Source organism: Priestia sp. TSO9, from assembly GCF_021029645.1.
GTDB lineage: Bacteria > Bacillota > Bacilli > Bacillales > Bacillaceae_H > Priestia > Priestia megaterium_E.
In genome coordinates this window covers 840372-859305 of sequence record NZ_JAJEKD010000009.1, presented here as the reverse complement: position 1 = coordinate 859305, position 18934 = coordinate 840372, and the positions used below count along the sequence as shown (strand labels likewise).

Here is an 18934-nt window from a genome sequence, read left to right as displayed (position 1 = left end):
CCTTCAGCGTTCGACTTTATCTTTTGGTAATGTAATACCGGATTCAAATTCCACCATTCGTTCATAAGTCGACATTGTAGCATAGCTTCCAATCGCCACAGCTGTTTGAGGAGAGCAATGCCCGATGCGAAACCCTTTCATAACAGGCTTTTTTAAAGAAGTCAGGTAACTTGTTAATGCCATTTCTAATGAAAGCGACTCCGTACGTTTTTTAGGATAGCAGTTATGAAAATCCCCGATAATAATTCCCGCTGCATCCTGCAGTTTATTGGCCATATACAGCTGTGTCATCATACGGTCAATTTCATACGGCTCTTCATCAATATCCTCAATAAATAAAATTCGATTTTTTGTATCTAGTTCAAATGGTGTGCCAAGCGTGCTTACCAGTAAAGTAAGATTTCCTCCTATCAGCTGACCAGTTGCTTCTCCTTCACAAATAGTGTCGAGCGAACTAATTTGATCCGTATAGCAAAAAGAACGGTGAGAAAATAATTGATAAAAAGCTTGCTTCGTCTCTATATGAACACCTTCTTTTCCGATATCCGACGAAAGCATTGGCCCATGAAAGGTAACCAAACCTGTGCGCTGATGAATAGCCGTATGTAAAAATGTAATATCGCTATATCCCCAAAAAATCTTTGGGTTTCGCTTAATTAAATCGTAGTTTAATTGCGAGGCAAGCCTAGCAGTCCCGTACCCGCCGCATGCACAGATAATTGCCTTTACTGCCTTATTGGCAAACATCGCATGTATATCTGCTGCTCGCTGTTCATCAGTCCCTGCCAAGTACCCGTTTTTTTTATATAAATGCGCACCCGTTACGACGTTTAATCCTATTTCCTTTAAATATTCTATTCCTTGTTTTAGATTATGCTGATTAGGCGGACTAGCCGGTGCAATAACAGCTACTGTATCACCTTTTTTTAATCGTTTTGGTTTGATCATTTGTTACACTCCTTTTCTGTAAAGAAATGAAGAAAGTGAAACTTGGGTCAGAAGGGAATTGAAATCCCCTCTGACGAAAAGTTCCACTTTACTGTTTATCTGCCCACTTCAAATCTAAATAGCCAACAGGATGACGAACAATTCCAGATACGTTATCTTTTATTAAAAACACATAGTTGTAGAAATGGATAGGAATGATCGGCACCTCATCAAATAAAATACCTTCTGCTTTATATATAAGCTCAAAACGTTTTTTATTATCCGTTTCGTTCATAGCTTGTTTAATTAACTCATCATATTCTTTATTGCTCCAAGCTGTACGGTTCATTGAATGACCCGTCTGGAAGCTCTCTAAAAAGTTAATTGGATCTGCATAATCAGCTAAAAATGAACTTCGTGACAGCTGAAACTTTAACGCTTTTTGTTCTTCTTGGAAAACATTCCATTCCATATTGGCAAGCTTCACATCTACGCCTAGATTTTCTTTGAACATTTGCTGCAGTGCTTCTGCTATTTTTTTATGCGTATCGTCTGTACTATATGTTAGCGTAATAGCTGGCAGCTTTTTATATCCTTCTTCTTTCATTCCTTTTTTCAGAAGTGCTTTTGCTTCTTTGTCATCTGTTTTTAATAAGTCGCCGCCCGTTTTACGGAAATCTTTTCCATCTACATCTTTAAATCCGTAAGATACGAACCCGCGAGCTGGTTTTTCTTTATTCTTTGTAACAAAATTAACAATTTGATCTTGATCTACAGCCATTGCAAATGCTTTACGGATATTTTTGTTTTGAAAGGGCTCTTTATCTAAGTTAAAGCGGTAGAAGTAAGTTCCCGCTTGGTCTTCGATATGAACATCTCCATCTTTCAACAGCTTTTCACTTAAATCCGATGGAATTTCAGAAACATCTAGTTCTCCATTTTGATACATTTGATATTCTGTGTTTGTATTTTCAACAATTGCCCATTTTACCTTGTCGAGCTTTACATTTTCAGCATCCCAGTACTGATCGTTTCTTTCCATGACTAGATTACTGTTATGCTTCCATTGAGTTAATTTGAAGGGACCATTAGCAACAAACGAATCTGCTTCTGCAAACCATTTCGGATTTTTTGTTGCTACTTTTTCATTAATTGGGAAGAACGCTGGATTGGAAACTACGCTTAAGAAATAGGCTTGAGGACTTTTAAGCGTAACTTCAAAGGTTTTGTCATCTAGCGCTTTTACCCCTACTTGATCAGCACTGCCTTTACCCGTATTAAATTCTTCTCCACCTTGGATGAAGTAACCTAAAAATGCCGCTGGTGAACCAGTCTTAGGGTCTAGCAGCCTCTTCCAAGCAAATACAAAATCACTTGCTTTCACGTCATCTCCATTTGACCATTTAGCATTTTTTCGTAAATGAAACGTATAGACCTTTTTGTCCTCAGAGATATCCCATTTCTCGGCCATTGCTCCTTCAGGCTCATCGCTTTTTCCTAAACGAGTCAGCCCTTCCATTAAGTTATTAAGCATATTCCATGAATATGAATCAAATCCAATAGGTGGATCAAAAGACGTAGGTTCTGCGCCATTATTCATATAAAGGACCTTACCCTCATCTTTTGCTGTACTGCTCTTCTTTTCTGGCTCCGCGCCGGAATCTTTTGTGGCCGTACAGGCAGCAAGTGCAAATATAAGTACACACATCATTAGTAAAGACCCTATTTTTTTCATCATTTCCCCCTCTTTCATAAGTTCTCTATTCATCTATAAATCTAGCTTATAGTTGTTACAAATTTTTGGGCTCTCTCATCTTGAAGCCAGCAGTGCACTTGGTGACTCTCTTTCAGCTTTGTCGATACAGGATACATGCGATCACACACTTCCATTACGTAAGGACAGCGAGGTGCGAACGAACATCCGGATGGAGGTGCAAATAAATCGGGAGGTGATCCTGCAATAGGCACAAGCTCACTTTCATATAAATCTAACCGAGGAACTGAACGCAGCAATCCTTTTGTATACGGATGCTGCGGCGTATAAAAGATGTCTCTTCTTGTTCCAATTTCTACAATTTTCCCTGCATACATTACGGCAACACGGTCAGCTACCTGAGCAACTACTCCTAAATCATGGGTAATTAAAACAATGGAGACATCCGTTTTCTGCTGAATATCCTTAAACAATTCTAAAATCTGCGCTTGTATCGTGACGTCAAGGGCTGTGGTAGGTTCATCAGCAATTAGCACTTCGGGATTGCACACAAGAGCCATTGCAATGACAATACGCTGTCTCATTCCCCCGCTAAATTCATGAGGATATTGCTTTAGGCGTTCTTTAGGATTTGGAATTCCGACTAGCTCCAGCATTTCAAATGCTTTTTGTTTGGCTTTTTCTTTCGAGATGTTTTCATGTTGCATAATATTTTCTGAAATTTGCTCACCTACGCGAAGAGTTGGATTAAGCGCAGTCATAGGATCCTGAAAAATCATCGAAATATCAGCGCCTCGAATGTCTCGCATTTTCTTTTCTGATAGTTTCGTTAAATCCTGGCCTTTAAATAAAATAGATCCGCTTGTGATCCTGCCCGGAGGTGTCGGAATTAACCTCATAATACTTTGAGATGTTACGCTTTTTCCGCACCCTGACTCTCCGACAATCGCTAGTGTTTCTCCTTTATGTAAATCAAAACTAACGCCTCTTACAGCTTGAACTCGCCCTCCGTAAGTTGAAAACTGTACGTGTAAGTTTTTGATTTGGATCATTTTTTCCATTTGCTTACCTCCTTAATTTCGGATCAAGTGCATCTTGCAGTCCGTCTCCAAGGACATTAAAAGCAAACATAGTAAGAGAAATAAAAAAAGCGGGAAAAAATAAACGCCACCAATAGCCTGATAGAATCGTTGATAAACCATCGTTTGCCATTACTCCCCAGCTGGCATAAGGAGCCTGTACACCCAGCCCTAAAAAGCTTAAAAAAGCTTCAGCAAAAATGGCAGTTGGCACGGTTAGTGTCATTTGAACGATAATTGGCCCCATCGTATTTGGAAGCAGGTTTCGCTTAATGATACGACTAGTTTTTGTTCCAAACGTTTTGGATGCAAGCACGTATTCATAGTTTTTTATTTGCAATACTTGCCCCCGTACAATTCTCGCCATCCCAATCCAACCTGTAACGGAAAGTGCCACAATAATCGTAGAAAGCCCGGGGCCCATGACTACCATTAGTAAAATCACGACTAATAAATAAGGAAGACCATATAAAATTTCAATTACGCGCATCATGACATTATCTGTTTTTCCGCCTTTATAGCCTGAGAATCCCCCGTAAATGACACCGATGATAAAATCAATAAGCGCTGCCATCAGCCCTACAAATAAAGAAATTCTAGCCCCGTACCATGTTCGAGTGTACATATCTCTTCCTAAGTCATCCGTTCCAAACCAATGACTAGCCGAAGGAGGAAGGTTTTGCTCTGTAAAAGAAGCTTTCGTTACACTGTAGGGTGAAAACATAGGGCCGAATATAGCCATCACAACGAGAATGACTAAAAAAAAGAGGCCCAGCATGGCTAACTTGTTTTTTACAAGCCTGCGCCAAGCATCATGCCAATAAGAAAGACTCGGCCTTACAACTGCTTCAGCTTCAGACTTCTTTTTTTTCTTTGGCACAAACCACTCATCAGGAATTTGCTTATACTCCTGTTTTTCCAGCACATTATCCCTCCTTCTTATACAGTTTGATTCGTGGATCAAGTATTCCGTAAGCAATGTCTACCAAAAAAAGCATAATGATGAGAATCGAACTGTAAAAGACCGTCGTGCCCATAATTACCGGGTAGTCTCTCGTATTAATACTGTCCACAAAATATTTTCCCATGCCAGGAATAGCAAAGATTTGTTCAATAACAAATGTGCCGGTTAATACGCTGGCTGCAATCGTTCCAAGGACTGTTATAACGGGCATTAAAGCATTTCTAAGCGCATGCTTAAATACAATTTTTACTGGCGAAAGCCCTTTTGCACGCGCTGTTCGAATATAATCTTGCGTTAGTACTTCTATCATGCTTGAGCGAGTCAAACGTGCAATAATAGCCATAGGACCTGTGGCAAGAGCTAGAGTCGGAAGAATCATATGTAAAGGGCTCGTCCACGTAGCAGCAGGTAAAATTTTCAAATTAACAGAAAGCTGTTGAATTAACAACGTGGCCATAACAAAATTTGGAACCGACAATCCGATAACTGCTATGCTCATCGCCATGTAATCAATTATTCCATTCCTTCTAAGAGCAGCGATAATGCCTAGTGTAATACCTGAAATCACCGCAAGAATTAACGTCACCATTCCAAGTTCAAATGACACGGGAAACCCTCTTCCTAAAAGGTCGTTAACCGTTTGAGACGGCTGTTTAATGGAAGGACCAAAGTCAAAAGTAACAATGGATTTTAAATAAAGAATATATTGCACAGCTAGCGGCTCATCTAAGTGATAAAATGATTCCAGGTTTTTTTGAACTGCATCGCTTGTCGCTCGTTCTTCATTAAATGGAGATCCAGGAATCGAGTGCATTAAAAAGAAGGTTAAGGTCACAATTACCCACAGCGTAACGAGCATGGATAAAAATCGTTTCAAAATATAACTTTTCACCTTTATCCCACCTTCTAACAGAATGTTGTGCGCGTAGCTAATTCAGTCATCACAAGCATGGCCTGATAAGCTTCTAAAATATCTTTTGCTTGAAACCGAACGGTCGTCGTTCCAGGCTCAATTTCTGTTCCCGGCATTAAATGTGCCCACTCTGCTTGACCGTAATTTGCAAATTCTATTCGTAAGGTTGGATGTTTAGGTGGAATTAAAGGTTTAACAAGGTGTTTGTTTTGAATAGCTGCGGCTGTTTTTTCTTGAAGTAATTGTTCTGCTTTCTTAGGGGTTAATGTTTTGGCTGCAGAACGTGAAATGGCCTGTTTGACGATAGCAGTCGTCACGTTTGGAATAAGCTGCTGTGCTTCCAGCGCCGTTTGGTCATCACCGGCTACCATTAAAACTGGCACGCCGTAATAGCCTGCGACGTATGCGTTGAAGCCTAACTCTCCAATATTCGTATCGTCTATGTACATATTGCGAGCACCAAATATCATCGAATGAGACATGACACCAGGCATGGATGCTTTAGCATGATACCCTAGAAACATAGCACCATCAAAAGTCTGATCTAATCCCTGTACCATTGAATATGGTTTTACGCTCCCTGAAATAAGCTGAGTTTCTGGATGAAGCCGTTCAACAAGGAGATTATTCATACTCGAATGGCTGTCATTTGCCACAACTTCTGAGCACTTTTCTCTAAATCCTGCATAAATTACTGCATTTGCTTCATCCGTCATTATTTTGCGGCTTCTTTCATAATTTTCTTTCTGTCGCAGAACATTTGTGTGATCGACGAGTCCCGTAATTCCTTCCATATCAATCGACAGGTATAGTTTCATTTGTCTTATTCCTCCTCCTTTCTTGACTGTTAGTCAGTTCATTATAAATTATTCTTATGTTTATAATTTATAATTGTAAGAAAATTATAAATTATCTTTCTTCTTTTTACAACAATATATTGAATTTTTTGACACTTTACTCATCTTCCTTTTAACAAGATATCGCTTACAAATTGGAAATCCCATGGTAAAATAATAGAGCAGCCTGTTGGTTCATTCAGCCGCTCGTCGGCATTAATTGAGGTGTTAAGAATGTTTCGAGTTTCCATTGCTTCACTACAATGGTTTTTATTTATGATTTCTAATAGTATGATTGTTCCTATTGTAATTGCTTCTCAGTTTCATTTAAACGCAGCGGATTCTATTCAATTTTTACAGCGAACGTTATTTATTTTAGCTTTATCCGGGCTCTTACAGGTATTTATAGGGCATAAATACCCAATCATGGAAGGGCCAGCTGGCGTTTGGTGGGGCGTCTTTTCTCTGTATGCGAGTCTTGGAACCGTTCTGTTTGGTTCTCACTCTGAAACGCTCCGCTTGCTGCAGTTTACCCTCCTTATAAGCGGGATAATTGCTATTTTAATGAGCCTGCTTGGTCTCATTGATAAACTAGCAAAATACTTTACCCCGACAGTTACCGGTACATATTTAATTTTATTAGTGACGCAGCTCAGCGGTTCCTTTTTAAAAGGAATGTTTGGCATTACAGAAACGAATTCAGCTATTAAACTTCCAATTGCGCTGGCTTCAGCTGCGATTTTGCTGCTGACTTTTTATTTATTATCGCACCGGACGTTAAATAAGCTCAGCATTATTATTAGTATTGGTGTAGGCTGGGGAGTATTTGCAATGCTAGGGTTAGCTAAACCTATCGAGTTTCAGGCGCAGTTATTTTACATACCTAAAGTGTTCGTATTTGGGGCTCCTCGCGTTGAATGGAATATGGTTGTTACTGCTTTTTTTGTGACGCTCATTTTAATTACAAACATGCTCGCTTCTATTCGTGTTGTTGAGTCTGTTTATAAACAAAAAGGAGAAAAAATTGAAAAAGACAATATTAAGCGTTCCGGGATGGTTTCGGGTATAAGTCAGCTGCTTGGAGGATTGTTTTCAGGTGTCGGTGCCGTTCCTATTTCAGGTTCCGGTGGATTTATTTCAGCTACAAATCTTTATAGCCGAGTTCCTTTTATTGTAGCATCGTGTCTTTTGCTTTTTCTGAGTATCTTTACTCCTTTAACGTCCATTATGTCCGCTCTTCCTCCTGCCGTCGGATACGCGGCAATCTTTCCTGTTTTTACAGGTATGATGGCTCTTGGAATTGGAGAATTCAAGCATGCCAAACAGCCCGAAAAAGCAATGAAAAAAGCCGGTATTGCGTTGCTGTCGGGGATAGGGGTTATGTTTTTGCCTTCTCAAGCTTTTTCAACACTGCCTCCTTTAGTTACTACGTTTTTAAGCAACGGATTAGTTCTTGGTACCATTATCATTCTTGCACTGGAAATTTCCGAATCCATTTCTTTGAACAGACAAGGTGCAAAAGAGGGATAAAAAAAGAAGCTGAAACCCAGCTTCTTTTTTTTACCTTCTTACCGTTAATCCTTTCAGTTCATCGTCTTCCATAGCCATTTCATAAAATTCTCCCGTTTCATCGTGCGCTAAAACATAATCCAACTCTTCCTGAGCAGAAGCAGTTTTTCCAAGAACAGCTAGATAGCATGCCAAGTTATAGCGAATAAAAAGATCTTCGTCTCCACTTTCTACTCTGGTTATCATAAGCGAAGCTGCTGCTTCCGTTTCACCTTCTAAATGATACGCGATACCTAAATCGGCATACATCCCTTCATACTCTTGACGCTGTTCAATTGCTTTTTGAAGAAGCTGAACAGTTTCATGATAACGTTCCGTTTTATTATACAGTTTTGCTAGTCCTGCATATATGTCAGGCTGATAAATCTCCTGCTGAAGTAATTCTTGAAAAGCTGCCTCCGATTTTTCTACCTCTTCAAGGCTACTCAAAATAAATGCTCGGTATATCTGCAAATCTATATGATATGGCTGCTGTTCAAGAAGTTTTTGAACTAAGTTTAGCGCTTCATGTGCAGCCTGTTCATTTTCATGGATGTTAACGAGTATATTGGCTAAATGATAGGCAACATCAAAATCCCAGCTTTGATGCAGCGATTTTTTCAGCACGGTGATGCTATCTTCAATTAATCCTTTCTCCTCGTAAAAAGCCGCAAATGCATGCACAGCCTCTTTATTATTCCGATCCGTTTTTATAGCAAGTTCATACAGTTCAATCGTTAAGCCAAGCAGCGTAACCGTTTTTGCTTTTGCTTTGAACTTTGCTAAGCTTCGTTTGAAAATAGATCCTTTCTGCTCTTCTACGATCGAATCGGCATACTCATTTAAAGCCTCGGCTGCGTTTTTAAATAACAAGCTTTTGCTTTGTTTTTCCATTTTTATCTTTTTTAAATCTGCCGTAAGCCCGGACAGTTTTTTTCCATTTGGAAAGCTAGACATGAACGTTTGAAATAGAGCGTAATCTTCCGGATCCTCACTTAGTAACTCTGTAAGAATTTTTCTAGCTTCTTCATATCTCTTCTCCATGATGAGCCATTTTGCCTGATGATGGCGAATAGCAGGATTCTGTGGATCTAGTTCAAGCGCCTTCTCTAAATACGTTTCAGCCTGTGAAATGTCTCCTTTTAGGCGATACACATGAGCCTGGCTGTCAGCCAGCCATTGGGGAAGCACAATTTCCTCTACGCTTTTTAATACCTCTAACAGCTCTTCATACTCTTTCTCTGTTTCACAAAGTGAAGCTGCGTGCTCAACTTTTATTTCCATAGGATTCAGCTGTATCCATTGAAGGAGCCAATTCCTTTCAGCCGTTCGATTTTGTTCTTCACAAGCCGTTTCGGCAAGCTTCATACAAGCGGCTTCAAATGTTTTATCAAGAGTTAAGCATTTTTGGAAGGCCTCTTTTGCTTCAGTGATGCGATTCATTGATTGATATATTTCACCTAACCGATAATATGGCAAAGCATCTTGCTTGATACGAAGCGCTTGTTGATAAAGTTTCTCACTTTTTGTTAGCTGCTTGGCTTGTTCGTATAATATGCCTAAGTAGCACATGTACAAAATCTCATCAGGGTGCTCTTGATGTTCTGCGGTTAAAAACTTAATTCCACGAGTCAGTAAAGCCGTGTCTTCTAAATAACTCGTATATGCTTCTAACACTTCATCTAGTGCTGTTTGAGCAAAATGAATTCCTTCTTCATAAAGAGCAAATCCAAACTCTATCGTTTGGTCGTCTAGATTCTTCTCTTTTGCTGCATCCAAAAGCATGCTGCCTGCATCCAACAGGACATCGCTGTTCGATGAAAACTTCTGCGCAATAAGCGTGAGCGTATCAACGGCCGTTAAATGTTCACCTGTTTCTAGATACGCATAAGATAAGCCCAAATACATAAGGGCATCTTCTTCTATTTTTAAGCCTTCTTTATACAGAGCAATAGCTTCTTCGTACCTTTGATTCGCGACGTATAAATCGCCTAGTCTTCCTCGAATTGTCATGTCGCTTGGGAGATGCTTCATGCCTTCTTTGAGATAGCTTTCAGCTTCGTCTGTTTTTTCTAGTTGATATTGTAGCAAATCAGCTATCGAAAGATATGGATAAGGAACAGTCGGCAAAAGCTGTTTAGCTACTTGAAATCCCCGGTAAGCTTTACGAAACTTTTTTAAATGTTCATCACAACGGGCTCTTTCAAACCAGCTGTGCGCATCTTTTGGGTTTTCTTTTAATAACGCGTCGAAAAGATTTCTGGCTTCTGCATATCTTTCTTTCTCCATTAAAATAAGTCCGTGATTGATTTGTGTATAAGATTCATCGCCATACATATTTAAGGAAATAGTCGAGCATTCAAAAGCCTTTTCGAGGTTTCCTTTGTACATATATGCAAGTGCTAAATAGCTCCAGTTCAAATGCTGCTCTACGTCTAATTGCAGGGAGCTGCGCAGTGCTTCAACAGCCTCATCATACTTCTCTTCATCCAGCGCAATTCTTCCTTTAAGATAGTGATAAAAAGAGCTATGCTTTTTGTTATCTATGTGGTGTAACAAGGAAGATGCTCCCTTACTGTCGTCAAGTTTAAAAAAGGCATATGCAGCGTGAAGCTTAAGATAATCATGATTGCTATATTTCTCTAACACATGGTTAATACACGTACGAATGTAGGCTTCATGCTCTTTTCTATACAAATGCTTCATACTGTAAATAGCGGCAAATGGAACATGCTCATTTGCTTTTAGTAAAGAAACGAGATCATTAATGTGTGCCTCTTCATCCGCTTCAACTAGTTCGATTAAGTCATACAGCTGACGAATAAACACATCTTGCTCTTTAGAAAGTGAAGCAAGATCCGCTGCCGCTTTAGAAGCAACAATTGATAAAAACCCCGAATTAGCGTAATGCTGATCAAAATTTTTATATTCTACATACGTTGGACTTAGAAAATTGGCATCTTGTACATGAAAAAGTTCAAGTTCATCATCATAGCCAAATACAACTTGAACGTGGGAAGCTTGTTCAAATTCCAGACTGACCAAAATAGGCAGCCCTTTGTCTAATAGTTCTCTAAACTGTTCAACTGTGCCGGTAAAAAACATCGCTGCAAAGCCAAGAGATTCAAAGTAGCTCACCGCAGTTGATAATTTGGAGCCTAACCCTCCGTAAATATGCGTTCCAATCTCATCCTGTGTTTTTTCGGTATGTAAAAGCCTTAACATCATACTCATACTAGCTGGCACGCAATAATTATCTTTTTGAACAATTGGTACAATAGGAAGATTGATTGTACTGCATTTATCGTCTGTATTCTTTCCAATTAATTTTTGATAAGGTGAATCTTTTAAGCATCGCTTGGTCGAGAGCAGATGCGTAAGCTGAGATTGCTGCTGCTGTTCAAAATAAATGTCCGCGCGCAGCAGCGTAAAAAAATCTTGATAATCATGATAGGGTAACTTTGAATCGATAAATTCAATCGTTTCAAGCAAAAGAGAATACTCTTTTAAATCTTTTAACCGCATCACTTTATCCATATATAAAGACGGAAGCTGTGGATAGCGGACAATAGCCTCGTTAATTGTTTCAAGCGATTGTTTATGCTTCCCTTCATACGCATATAGATCTGCGAGCATTGCATAGCAAAAATCTCCATTCTCCTTATATGCTGTTCCTTCTTTTAGGCAGGCTTCAGCTTTCATTCTGTCGTTGAGCTGCAAATAAAAATAGCCCCATCGGTCAGCCATACCCTTTTGATTATGTGACGTTACTTGTTTCATCCACTTAGAAGCTTCATCCACTTGTTTCATTTCTAAAAGAATTCTTACCTTTAAAAAATAGATTTTCTCAAGCTGTTCCTCTTTAACTGATTCCGTATCCAGCTGAGAAATTAATAAAGAAAGTCTATCATCAGCGTCGAGTATCTTGCCTTCTCGTAGGAGATCATCACAATAAAGAGTCACCATTCGAATCGAGCCAAATCGACGATAGCCATATGTCGTTAACATTCGACTTAAACGATTTAATAAAGCTTCATCACAAAAGCGGATAAGCTCGTACAGCTCTTCTTCCGTTTGTAAGTTTGTTAACCATTCTTTCATAATCCCCGCGAGGCTCTTTGGTTGAAGGCTTTGTACTTCTTCTGTTATATACGCTACAAGATCAAATATTTGATAATGATCCACCATGCTTTTTAATTTCTGATAATTTATACTCAATTCAAAACCACCTTATTCAATAAAATAAGAACTATTGCATCTGCTGTCTATAAATTGAAGTATAAGAAATTTCAAGGATTTTTTCTAGACACAATATAAATTTAAGCATATTGACGGGTCTTTAAATAGCGAAGAGCTGTCTTTTATCATAAGACAGCTCCATAAAATCACACTTCAGCTTTCTTCAGTTTTACGCCGCCTTCAGGTTTTGGTTTGATAGCTTTTAAAACTAAAATGGCACCTACTGCACTAACCCCTAGAGACGTTTGGAACACAGCCATGTCCGACCACTTCATAAGCAATGTATAAAGAGGAGGTCCAGCTGCTACTCCGACAAAGCGCATCGAACTGTAAAGAGACGTAATGGTTCCTCTCTCTTCCTTTTCAATTCCTTCTGTAATAAGCGCATCAAGACTGGGAAGAGCTGCTCCAATTCCAATTCCACCAAGCACTAAAGTGAGTAAAATACTAAAAAGAGACGTATTAAAAAATAAAATGATGAAAGAACATGTTAACAATAAAAAGCCAAAAAAAGCAGACCACTTCATAACGATTTTATTGTTGCCAACTTTTTTCCCCGCCACAAAAGAAGAAATAGATAAAGCGAGCAAGGGAATAGCCATTACTAAACCTTTTCTCGTATTCACAATATGATAACGCTCCTCTAGTATGGTCGATAGATAAAATAAAACCCCGAATAATACAAGCATAATAATGGCGCCTAAAATAAAAATAGCCATAAGCCATCCCATATTTTCTTTGAGCGTCTTCTTCAAATCCTTTAAAAACTGCGTAATACTTTTCTTTTTTTGTTCAGATTCAGAAGAACTATCATGTTTCGGAACTTTTACTAAAAAGATAACTAAAAGAATCGAAATAAGGCAAAGAATAGGAATGAACCAAAAAGGAAGAAACCAAATCATAGCCGCTAAAAAAGCTCCCAGTATTGGGCTTAGTACTTTCCCAAACGTATTAGCTGTTTCAATTAAACCTAGTCCTTTTGTAATTTCTTGCTCGTCTTTGAACATATCTCCTACACAAGGCATCACAACAGGCATAGCTCCTGCTGAACCTATTCCTTGAATCGCGCGGCCAATTAAAATAACCCAGAATGGATTGGCCATTTGCCATGAAGCCCAGCCTGTTAAAGCCCCTCCTACTGCAGCAAGCAGCAAACTAGGAATAATAATTTTCTTGCGGCCAAATCGATCTGATAAATAACCAGCAATCGGGATTAAAAAAATAGCGAAAATTGAGTAGACCGTGATAATCATGGATACCTGCAGCGAGCTTATCTGTAGACGTTTTTCAATCACCGGCAACACCGGAATTAACATTGAATTTCCGAGGGTCATGATAAGTGGCACAGAAGCAAGAGCAAGTAAATCCAATTTTTTTCTACTTTCCATAGCGTCCTCCAAACCTTACTTCTAATTAACGTCACAATCACACGTTTTTCAATTTAAGCTTTATAAAACCTCTCGCGTTCATTGATTTTAAAGCTTAACTATCTCATTACATAAGATGATTTATATCTATATTTTTTAGCTAAAAAGGTGATTGCTATTCATGGTTTCACTGTTCTTCTTCAATTTATTGAACTTTGTTATTTATCCCTGTTAATACTTGTAAAATCACATATTTTTAATCCTATATATGAAGAAGCGTACGAGTATCTACGTACGCTTCTTCATATATAGGTGTCATCTTGTTACACTACTTCACCTCGATGACCATCTCCATCATACATAAACTGTTTATCAATGATATGTTCGATATATATGGTTGTCAAATCACTTTTTTTCACTTGAGCTACAATTAATCCTAACGGATCGCCAATGGTGAAGCTTGTTCCATTTTGAAACATTAGCAGCTGCTCATTTAAATGCAATACGCGCTTATAAATTTGCTCTTTCTCTAGGTTGCTGCGGCTCTTTGCTGCTTCGAGCGTTGAAAATAACAAAATGATTTCTTTTCCATTTACTTGTGTACGATACATACACGACCCACTCCTTATCACCGCGTTAAAATTATGCTGACTATACTTTTATTATAAACTAAATTTTCAGTTATTTTTCATCTCATAAGAAATTTTTTTTACTTAACGTGTATTACGTCCACGTTAAATAAAAATTTAATTTTCAGAAAAGTTAAATTTTAATATTGAAATTTTATTTCTTCTTATTATATAATATAAACAATCATTTACCTCTATTGGAAATGATAATTCCAGTTTCAGCAGCATGAGGCTGCACAGTACTAGGGGGATTCAAGTTATGCAAAATGGTAAAGTAAAATGGTTCAACAATGAAAAAGGCTATGGCTTTATTGAAGTTGAAGGCGGCAGCGACGTATTTGTACATTTTTCTGCCATCCAAAGCGAAGGTTATAAATCCTTAGAAGAAGGACAAGAGGTATCTTTTGAAATTGTAGAAGGCAATAGAGGCCCGCAAGCCGCTAATGTCACTAAGCTATCATAAATAGATCTTTTTATTTTATAGTAAAAGAGACTCTTTTCCGAGTCTCTTTTTTGTTATACCTAGCGTTTGGCCTCAGTAAGCTGCTGTTCACATGTTTGAATAGACTGCATGCACTGCTGAAGAAATTGCTCGTCTACTCCTGTGCCATGAGCTTTGGCAGATTGAAGCTGTGCTTTTGCATCATTAAGCGCATTCGTTGCCTCTTCAAGCTGCTGAGGACTCATACTCATCGTAGCTGTCCCAATCATCTTTTGAGCAGATTGAATAGACACTTCTACTTGCTTTAAATCATTATATCCTGTTGTTACTTCTTCATTTGAAAACTTATCCATTGAAAGAACACCTCCATATGGATAGAATGAAGCTGCTGCCGGCAAATTATACACGCTTACTTTTTAGTCAGCAAATCTCCATACTGCTTAATTTTTTCTCCTACGGTACACTCTTTAATACAAAACGTCTGAGCGTATGTTTTGCCCTTTTCTTTATTAAACGTTTTTTTTACAAAACAATCACTACAGTAGTAATCCAATAACTCCGTTACTTCTTCTAATAATTGTTTACGTTCCACTCTCGTTCATCTCCATTTCGTTCTGTGTGTTACACTTGCTTCCTGCTAGCAATTGGTATCCCTTGAAGAGCTTGAGTAGCAAGCTGGTCGGCCTCTTCATTTTCCTTCCTTGAAATAGGCTCATATACGGGTCGGATACCAAGTTCCTGCATTTTATCTTCTATTCGATCTAAGTACCGATTAAACTCTTCTTCGAAACAGGGCCACTCCCCAGCCAGCTGATTTAATACAACCTGAGAGTCACCTCTAAACGTTACCGGTATATGATGAACACCAAGTTCCTCAAGCTCTTGTATTAAATAATAAAAAGCAGCATACTCTGCCTCATTATTTGATTCAATCTCTTGCAGCCTTGAGTTGCGTCGTATTCGGTAAGAGTTGTTGTTCTGTTTAAAATAAATCACAACCCCAAGCCCCGCTAAGAGGGTATCATGCTCATAGCCTCCGTCAAAATATGCCACAATATCGTGAGGCTCTGTCTGTACTTCCTGTAAGAGCTTTTTCGCTTCTTTTACAGTCCATTTTTGCTGCTGCTCATCAAGTAGAAAAATTTCCTTCGTTCGACCTGTTTTTTCTAAATCACCCACAATCATTAGCGCCTCATTCGCATCTGTGAAATCGGATGTGAAAATTAACTGTTTATGTTTCGAGGATTTATAATGCCATTCAATTTGGAAATTCATAACGAGCATTCCTTTCATCAGCAATTTTGAATTCAACACTTTTTCTGCTTTTTTGTATTTTATCTTCTATTATGTCTTTTCATGACAGTTTTCTTACCTAATAAGCGGATTTTAGCGTTTATACGTGCTAATATAAAATAGCTGAAGTACTTATGATACAATACTATTGATAAAAAAACATGGTTTAAGCTTATATTGTTTTAACAAGGAGGCTGTATGATGATTGAAGTTTATATAGACGGAGCCACTGCTGGCAACCCTGGTCCTTCTGGAGCTGGTATTTTAATTAAAGGAAACGGTGAACATCATCGTTACTCTATTGCTCTTGGGACAATGACGAATCATGAAGCAGAGTACCATGCACTTCTTCATGCATTAAAAATTTGTTTAGAAAAAAAGTATACGAGCGTATCTTTTCGAACGGACTCTCAGCTAGTAGACCGCGCAATGAACCAGGAATACGTTAAAAATAAAGCGTTTGCTCCTTTACTGGAAGAAGCCCTCAAACTGTCCAGTCAATTTGAGTTATTTTTTATAAAGTGGATCCCTAGCTCTCAAAATGCAGGTGCTGATCAGCTGGCCAGACAAGCCATTAATCAAAAAGAAGCAGGAATGTAATCCTGCTTAAATCATACCTGATGACTTTAAATATTGAATGGCTTGTTTTTGATTGCTAATACGATTTGATGTCAAATTCTCGAGGAGCGATACAAAAAAACTGCCGTCAAATTCTTTTTGTACTTTTAGTGTCTATTCAATTGTAAATATGACCATCTCGTCAGCTGCACGCGTATACTGCTGACCAAATGAAATAAATCCACGTGCATCTTCTGCTAAATGAAAGCCTTTTTCTTCAAGATAAAGAAGATACTCTTCAACGGTTTGAGCTGTTTTTGTCACTTTTTCGTCCCATCCTTTTGCAAAGGTTCTTCTTTATCTTAGCTTACTTTTGGCTGTTTGACTATGATTTCCCTTCTAAAAAATAGCCAATTGCTCCAAGTGCTACTCCTAAAATGGCTCCGCCAATCACTTCTTCGGGCTGATGCCCAAGCATTTCTTTCAAGCGCTGTTCCGTCAAATCGTGAAAGCCTCCGTCTGGAAGACCCGCAAGCTTTTCAATTTCTTCATCTAACGTATTCACTTTAATAGTAATTTCGCCAGTCTGCCTTCGAATTCCTTGTGCATCGTACATCACAATAATTCCAAAAACAGATGCTAACGCAAAGTCAATCGTAGAAACACCTCTTTTTAATGCTACATAGGTAGCCAAAGAAGATACGCCTGCTGAATGAGAGCTTGGCATTCCACCCGACGCAGCAATCATCCGCATATCCCACTTTCCTGTTTGATACTTTTTAATGGGGATTTTTAACGCTTGGGCTAAACCGATTGATGAAAGAGCAATGACAATTCCTTTATTCATATTGCTTCACCTCATCTATAGTTTGCGATGGATTGACATCTCGTACCCAAGCAAATATTGCCCAACAAAAAACGCCGGGCTAATCTGCTGACAGAGCAGACTAATCCCGGCGCTTTTGGAAACAGTTCTGTTATTTTTTACGCTTTTTTTGTGCAGCATTATTCATTTTGGCAGATTCAACTTCAGCATAAGAGCCGAATTCTTGTCCATATTGATTATTTGCACTTTTATTAGCTTCTAACTTCTTGTTAACAGAATTGTTTTGGTTTTGTTGCACGTTGAACTCAGAAGCAAACTCCCCAGCATAAGTGTCATTTGCACTTTTTGCACGTTTTGCTTTTTGAGCTTGATTTGCTTTAAACTCAGAAGAGAACTCTTGGTTATAATTATGCTTTGCATTGTTATTCGCTTGCGCATTTTTATTACCTAATTTTTGACGACCCATCGCTATCTCCTCCTATTTGTACCTCGTTGGTACACTATTAGTATGGATCAAGCAGCACGTCATATCCTGTTCAAATTAAGGTAAAAACACCAGAGCTTAGCACGTTTATATTCTTGCCACGTACTCTTTAACCATTTCTTCTGTCACTACTTTACGGCCTGGAATGATGGTATATTTTTGAGACAGCTCATTAATTTCTGCTGTTGCAGCATTAATGCCGTCTACAGAAAAGGGTTTCCCTTCTTTGCAAAGAAGCACAGCTGCCTCAATAGCTTGCTCGCGTCGAGCTTCTAAGCTGGCAAAAGCACGTACTAATTCGTGCTGTTTTTTAGAATGGGCTGAAATTTCTTTATGTACACTCATGTTCGTTCCTCCATTATATTATGCTGAGTTAGTAAAAATAAGTTAATGTCCTCATAACTGATTTGCTTTTCCGGTAATTCTTTTAAGCTTTTTTCTATCGCTGCAGCTTCTTTCTTAATGCTGTCCAAAAAGTTTTTCATCTTTTCATTAAAAGCAACTTTCCCGCTTATCTTGCACTGTACAAATTGCTCAATGATGGATTGCTGCCTATCGTCGAGATTTGCCTGCTTACATAAATCGGCAAATAAAATGACAGGGAAACTGCGCTGCTTTATTACTACTTTCAGTGATAAAAATGCACGAATCAGTTGAAGCATCACTTTTATATCCTCTATTGTAACAGAAGATGTCAGATTTCTTTTACTATTTATCGTTAAAATTTTAAAATAATGATATCCCAATGCTTTTAAGGAATATGATTGAGCCATCATTTGCCGCAGTGGCTCAGCAAACGATGGCTTCTGATAATAAACAAGAGGCGACCATAGCCACTCATAAAGCGAAGGGTTTGATTTTGTAAACAAATAAATGGTTTTGTACAAATCCCACCCTTGCATATCATAATTTCCTTCTGCTACATTAATGACCTCCTGAGGTCTATTGAGATGAAGATAGCGTGACGCTTTATATTTGTATATAAAGCGAACGTCAAAATCACTCGCTGACGTGTCGAGTCCGTAAGCACGGCTGCCTGATTCACATGCAAACAAAATTTCCACATTATATTCTTTTTCAATTTCCTGTAAACGTTGATTTATGTGTGTAGACAT

General features: G+C 38.5%; 19 protein-coding genes and 1 pseudogene. 3 read left to right on the top strand and 17 right to left on the bottom strand.

The window, feature by feature from the left end:
- Nucleotides 1-3: 3 nt before the first annotated feature.
- The 6 genes from LJC66_RS07075 to LJC66_RS07050 form a co-directional block, all read right to left on the bottom strand.
- Nucleotides 4-948: a S66 peptidase family protein gene (locus LJC66_RS07075; protein ID WP_230932117.1), complete on the bottom strand. Its 945-nt coding sequence runs from the start codon at nucleotides 946-948 to the stop codon at nucleotides 4-6.
- 88 nt (nucleotides 949-1036) lie between these two features.
- Nucleotides 1037-2680, bottom strand: coding sequence for a peptide ABC transporter substrate-binding protein (locus tag LJC66_RS07070; protein WP_230932174.1), 1644 nt, complete (start codon nucleotides 2678-2680; stop codon nucleotides 1037-1039).
- Between the two features lie 23 nt (nucleotides 2681-2703).
- Entirely contained in the window at nucleotides 2704-3702 is a 999-nt protein-coding gene (locus LJC66_RS07065) for an ABC transporter ATP-binding protein (RefSeq protein ID WP_153253500.1), read from the bottom strand.
- A 4-nt stretch (nucleotides 3703-3706) separates the two neighbouring features.
- Nucleotides 3707-4663, bottom strand: coding sequence for an ABC transporter permease (locus tag LJC66_RS07060; RefSeq protein ID WP_170959573.1), 957 nt, complete (start codon nucleotides 4661-4663; stop codon nucleotides 3707-3709).
- On the bottom strand, nucleotides 4647-5576 hold the full coding sequence (locus LJC66_RS07055) for an ABC transporter permease (RefSeq protein ID WP_013056182.1): 930 nt from the start codon (nucleotides 5574-5576) through the stop codon (nucleotides 4647-4649). Before LJC66_RS07055 ends, LJC66_RS07060 begins: the two co-directional genes overlap by 17 nt.
- Before the next feature lie 14 nt (nucleotides 5577-5590).
- Nucleotides 5591-6415 carry a M55 family metallopeptidase gene (locus tag LJC66_RS07050; protein WP_230932116.1) on the bottom strand — a complete coding sequence of 275 codons (825 nt, stop codon included), beginning with the start codon at nucleotides 6413-6415 and terminating at the stop codon, nucleotides 5591-5593.
- Between the two features lie 252 nt (nucleotides 6416-6667).
- Here LJC66_RS07050 and LJC66_RS07045 point away from each other — a divergent pair, with 252 nt between their 5' ends.
- Entirely contained in the window at nucleotides 6668-7963 is a 1296-nt protein-coding gene (locus LJC66_RS07045; RefSeq protein WP_230932115.1) for a purine/pyrimidine permease, read from the top strand.
- Between the two features lie 30 nt (nucleotides 7964-7993).
- On the opposite strand, the gene LJC66_RS07040 is transcribed toward LJC66_RS07045, so the two are convergent.
- The 3 genes from LJC66_RS07040 to LJC66_RS07030 all read right to left on the bottom strand — a co-directional run bounded on the left by LJC66_RS07040 (nucleotide 7994) and on the right by LJC66_RS07030 (nucleotide 14198).
- Nucleotides 7994-12199 (bottom strand): tetratricopeptide repeat protein, encoded by a 4206-nt coding sequence (locus tag LJC66_RS07040; protein WP_230932114.1) that lies wholly within the window; start codon nucleotides 12197-12199, stop codon nucleotides 7994-7996.
- A gap of 167 nt (nucleotides 12200-12366) precedes the next feature.
- Nucleotides 12367-13608, bottom strand: coding sequence for a bacillibactin exporter BcbE (gene bcbE, locus LJC66_RS07035; RefSeq protein ID WP_230932113.1), 1242 nt, complete (start codon nucleotides 13606-13608; stop codon nucleotides 12367-12369).
- Between the two features lie 302 nt (nucleotides 13609-13910).
- Nucleotides 13911-14198 (bottom strand): hypothetical protein, encoded by a 288-nt coding sequence (locus LJC66_RS07030; RefSeq protein WP_013056176.1) that lies wholly within the window; start codon nucleotides 14196-14198, stop codon nucleotides 13911-13913.
- A 277-nt stretch (nucleotides 14199-14475) separates the two neighbouring features.
- Between LJC66_RS07030 and cspD the strand changes: the two genes are divergently transcribed.
- Entirely contained in the window at nucleotides 14476-14679 is a 204-nt protein-coding gene (cspD, locus tag LJC66_RS07025; protein WP_013056175.1) for a cold-shock protein CspD, read from the top strand.
- Nucleotides 14680-14738: 59 nt separating this feature from the next.
- Here the strand turns inward: cspD and LJC66_RS07020 are convergent, their stop codons facing one another.
- From LJC66_RS07020 to LJC66_RS07010, 3 genes are read right to left on the bottom strand one after another with little or no spacing between them, the layout of a single operon-like run.
- Nucleotides 14739-15011 carry a DUF2564 family protein gene (locus LJC66_RS07020; protein WP_013056174.1) on the bottom strand — a complete coding sequence of 91 codons (273 nt, stop codon included), beginning with the start codon at nucleotides 15009-15011 and terminating at the stop codon, nucleotides 14739-14741.
- 56 nt (nucleotides 15012-15067) lie between these two features.
- Complete coding sequence (locus tag LJC66_RS07015) at nucleotides 15068-15250, bottom strand: zinc-finger domain-containing protein (protein ID WP_013056173.1); 183 nt, start codon at nucleotides 15248-15250, stop codon at nucleotides 15068-15070.
- Between the two features lie 29 nt (nucleotides 15251-15279).
- Nucleotides 15280-15933 carry a ribonuclease H family protein gene (locus tag LJC66_RS07010; RefSeq protein ID WP_016763503.1) on the bottom strand — a complete coding sequence of 218 codons (654 nt, stop codon included), beginning with the start codon at nucleotides 15931-15933 and terminating at the stop codon, nucleotides 15280-15282.
- A 219-nt stretch (nucleotides 15934-16152) separates the two neighbouring features.
- On the opposite strand from LJC66_RS07010, the gene LJC66_RS07005 reads away from it, so the two are divergent.
- A complete protein-coding gene (locus tag LJC66_RS07005; protein WP_230932173.1) occupies nucleotides 16153-16551 on the top strand; it encodes a reverse transcriptase-like protein in 399 nt (132 codons plus the stop codon).
- 6 nt (nucleotides 16552-16557) lie between these two features.
- On the opposite strand, the pseudogene LJC66_RS07000 reads toward LJC66_RS07005, so the two are convergent.
- From LJC66_RS07000 to LJC66_RS06980, 5 genes and pseudogenes are all read right to left on the bottom strand, one after another.
- Nucleotides 16558-16833 (bottom strand): annotated as a pseudogene (locus tag LJC66_RS07000) (DUF6123 family protein).
- A 61-nt stretch (nucleotides 16834-16894) separates the two neighbouring features.
- A complete protein-coding gene (locus tag LJC66_RS06995) occupies nucleotides 16895-17356 on the bottom strand; it encodes a divergent PAP2 family protein (RefSeq protein WP_013056169.1) in 462 nt (153 codons plus the stop codon).
- Nucleotides 17357-17486: 130 nt separating this feature from the next.
- Nucleotides 17487-17801 (bottom strand): hypothetical protein, encoded by a 315-nt coding sequence (locus tag LJC66_RS06990; RefSeq protein WP_013056168.1) that lies wholly within the window; start codon nucleotides 17799-17801, stop codon nucleotides 17487-17489.
- Nucleotides 17802-17906: 105 nt separating this feature from the next.
- Nucleotides 17907-18164 carry a DUF2533 family protein gene (locus LJC66_RS06985; RefSeq protein ID WP_050690753.1) on the bottom strand — a complete coding sequence of 86 codons (258 nt, stop codon included), beginning with the start codon at nucleotides 18162-18164 and terminating at the stop codon, nucleotides 17907-17909.
- Complete coding sequence (locus LJC66_RS06980) at nucleotides 18161-18934, bottom strand: nucleotidyltransferase domain-containing protein (protein ID WP_230932112.1); 774 nt, start codon at nucleotides 18932-18934, stop codon at nucleotides 18161-18163. Before LJC66_RS06980 ends, LJC66_RS06985 begins: the two co-directional genes overlap by 4 nt.

Excerpts from the sequence above, each read along its gene's own strand:
- LJC66_RS07075 (WP_230932117.1), bottom strand. The coding sequence starts at position 948 with ATGATCAAACCAAAACGATTAAAAAAAGGTGATACAGTAGCTGTTATT.
- LJC66_RS07070 (WP_230932174.1), bottom strand. The coding sequence starts at position 2,680 with ATGAAAGAGGGGGAAATGATGAAAAAAATAGGGTCTTTACTAATGATG.
- LJC66_RS07065 (WP_153253500.1), bottom strand. The coding sequence starts at position 3,702 with ATGGAAAAAATGATCCAAATCAAAAACTTACACGTACAGTTTTCAACT.
- LJC66_RS07050 (WP_230932116.1), bottom strand. The coding sequence starts at position 6,415 with ATGAAACTATACCTGTCGATTGATATGGAAGGAATTACGGGACTCGTC.
- LJC66_RS07045 (WP_230932115.1), top strand. The coding sequence starts at position 6,668 with ATGTTTCGAGTTTCCATTGCTTCACTACAATGGTTTTTATTTATGATT.
- bcbE (WP_230932113.1), bottom strand. The coding sequence starts at position 13,608 with ATGGAAAGTAGAAAAAAATTGGATTTACTTGCTCTTGCTTCTGTGCCA.
- LJC66_RS07030 (WP_013056176.1), bottom strand. The coding sequence starts at position 14,198 with ATGTATCGTACACAAGTAAATGGAAAAGAAATCATTTTGTTATTTTCA.
- cspD (WP_013056175.1), top strand. The coding sequence starts at position 14,476 with ATGCAAAATGGTAAAGTAAAATGGTTCAACAATGAAAAAGGCTATGGC.
- LJC66_RS07020 (WP_013056174.1), bottom strand. The coding sequence starts at position 15,011 with ATGGATAAGTTTTCAAATGAAGAAGTAACAACAGGATATAATGATTTA.
- LJC66_RS07010 (WP_016763503.1), bottom strand. The coding sequence starts at position 15,933 with ATGAATTTCCAAATTGAATGGCATTATAAATCCTCGAAACATAAACAG.
- LJC66_RS07005 (WP_230932173.1), top strand. The coding sequence starts at position 16,153 with ATGATTGAAGTTTATATAGACGGAGCCACTGCTGGCAACCCTGGTCCT.
- LJC66_RS06995 (WP_013056169.1), bottom strand. The coding sequence starts at position 17,356 with ATGAATAAAGGAATTGTCATTGCTCTTTCATCAATCGGTTTAGCCCAA.
- LJC66_RS06990 (WP_013056168.1), bottom strand. The coding sequence starts at position 17,801 with ATGGGTCGTCAAAAATTAGGTAATAAAAATGCGCAAGCGAATAACAAT.
- LJC66_RS06985 (WP_050690753.1), bottom strand. The coding sequence starts at position 18,164 with ATGAGTGTACATAAAGAAATTTCAGCCCATTCTAAAAAACAGCACGAA.
- LJC66_RS06980 (WP_230932112.1), bottom strand. The coding sequence starts at position 18,934 with ATGTCTACACACATAAATCAACGTTTACAGGAAATTGAAAAAGAATAT.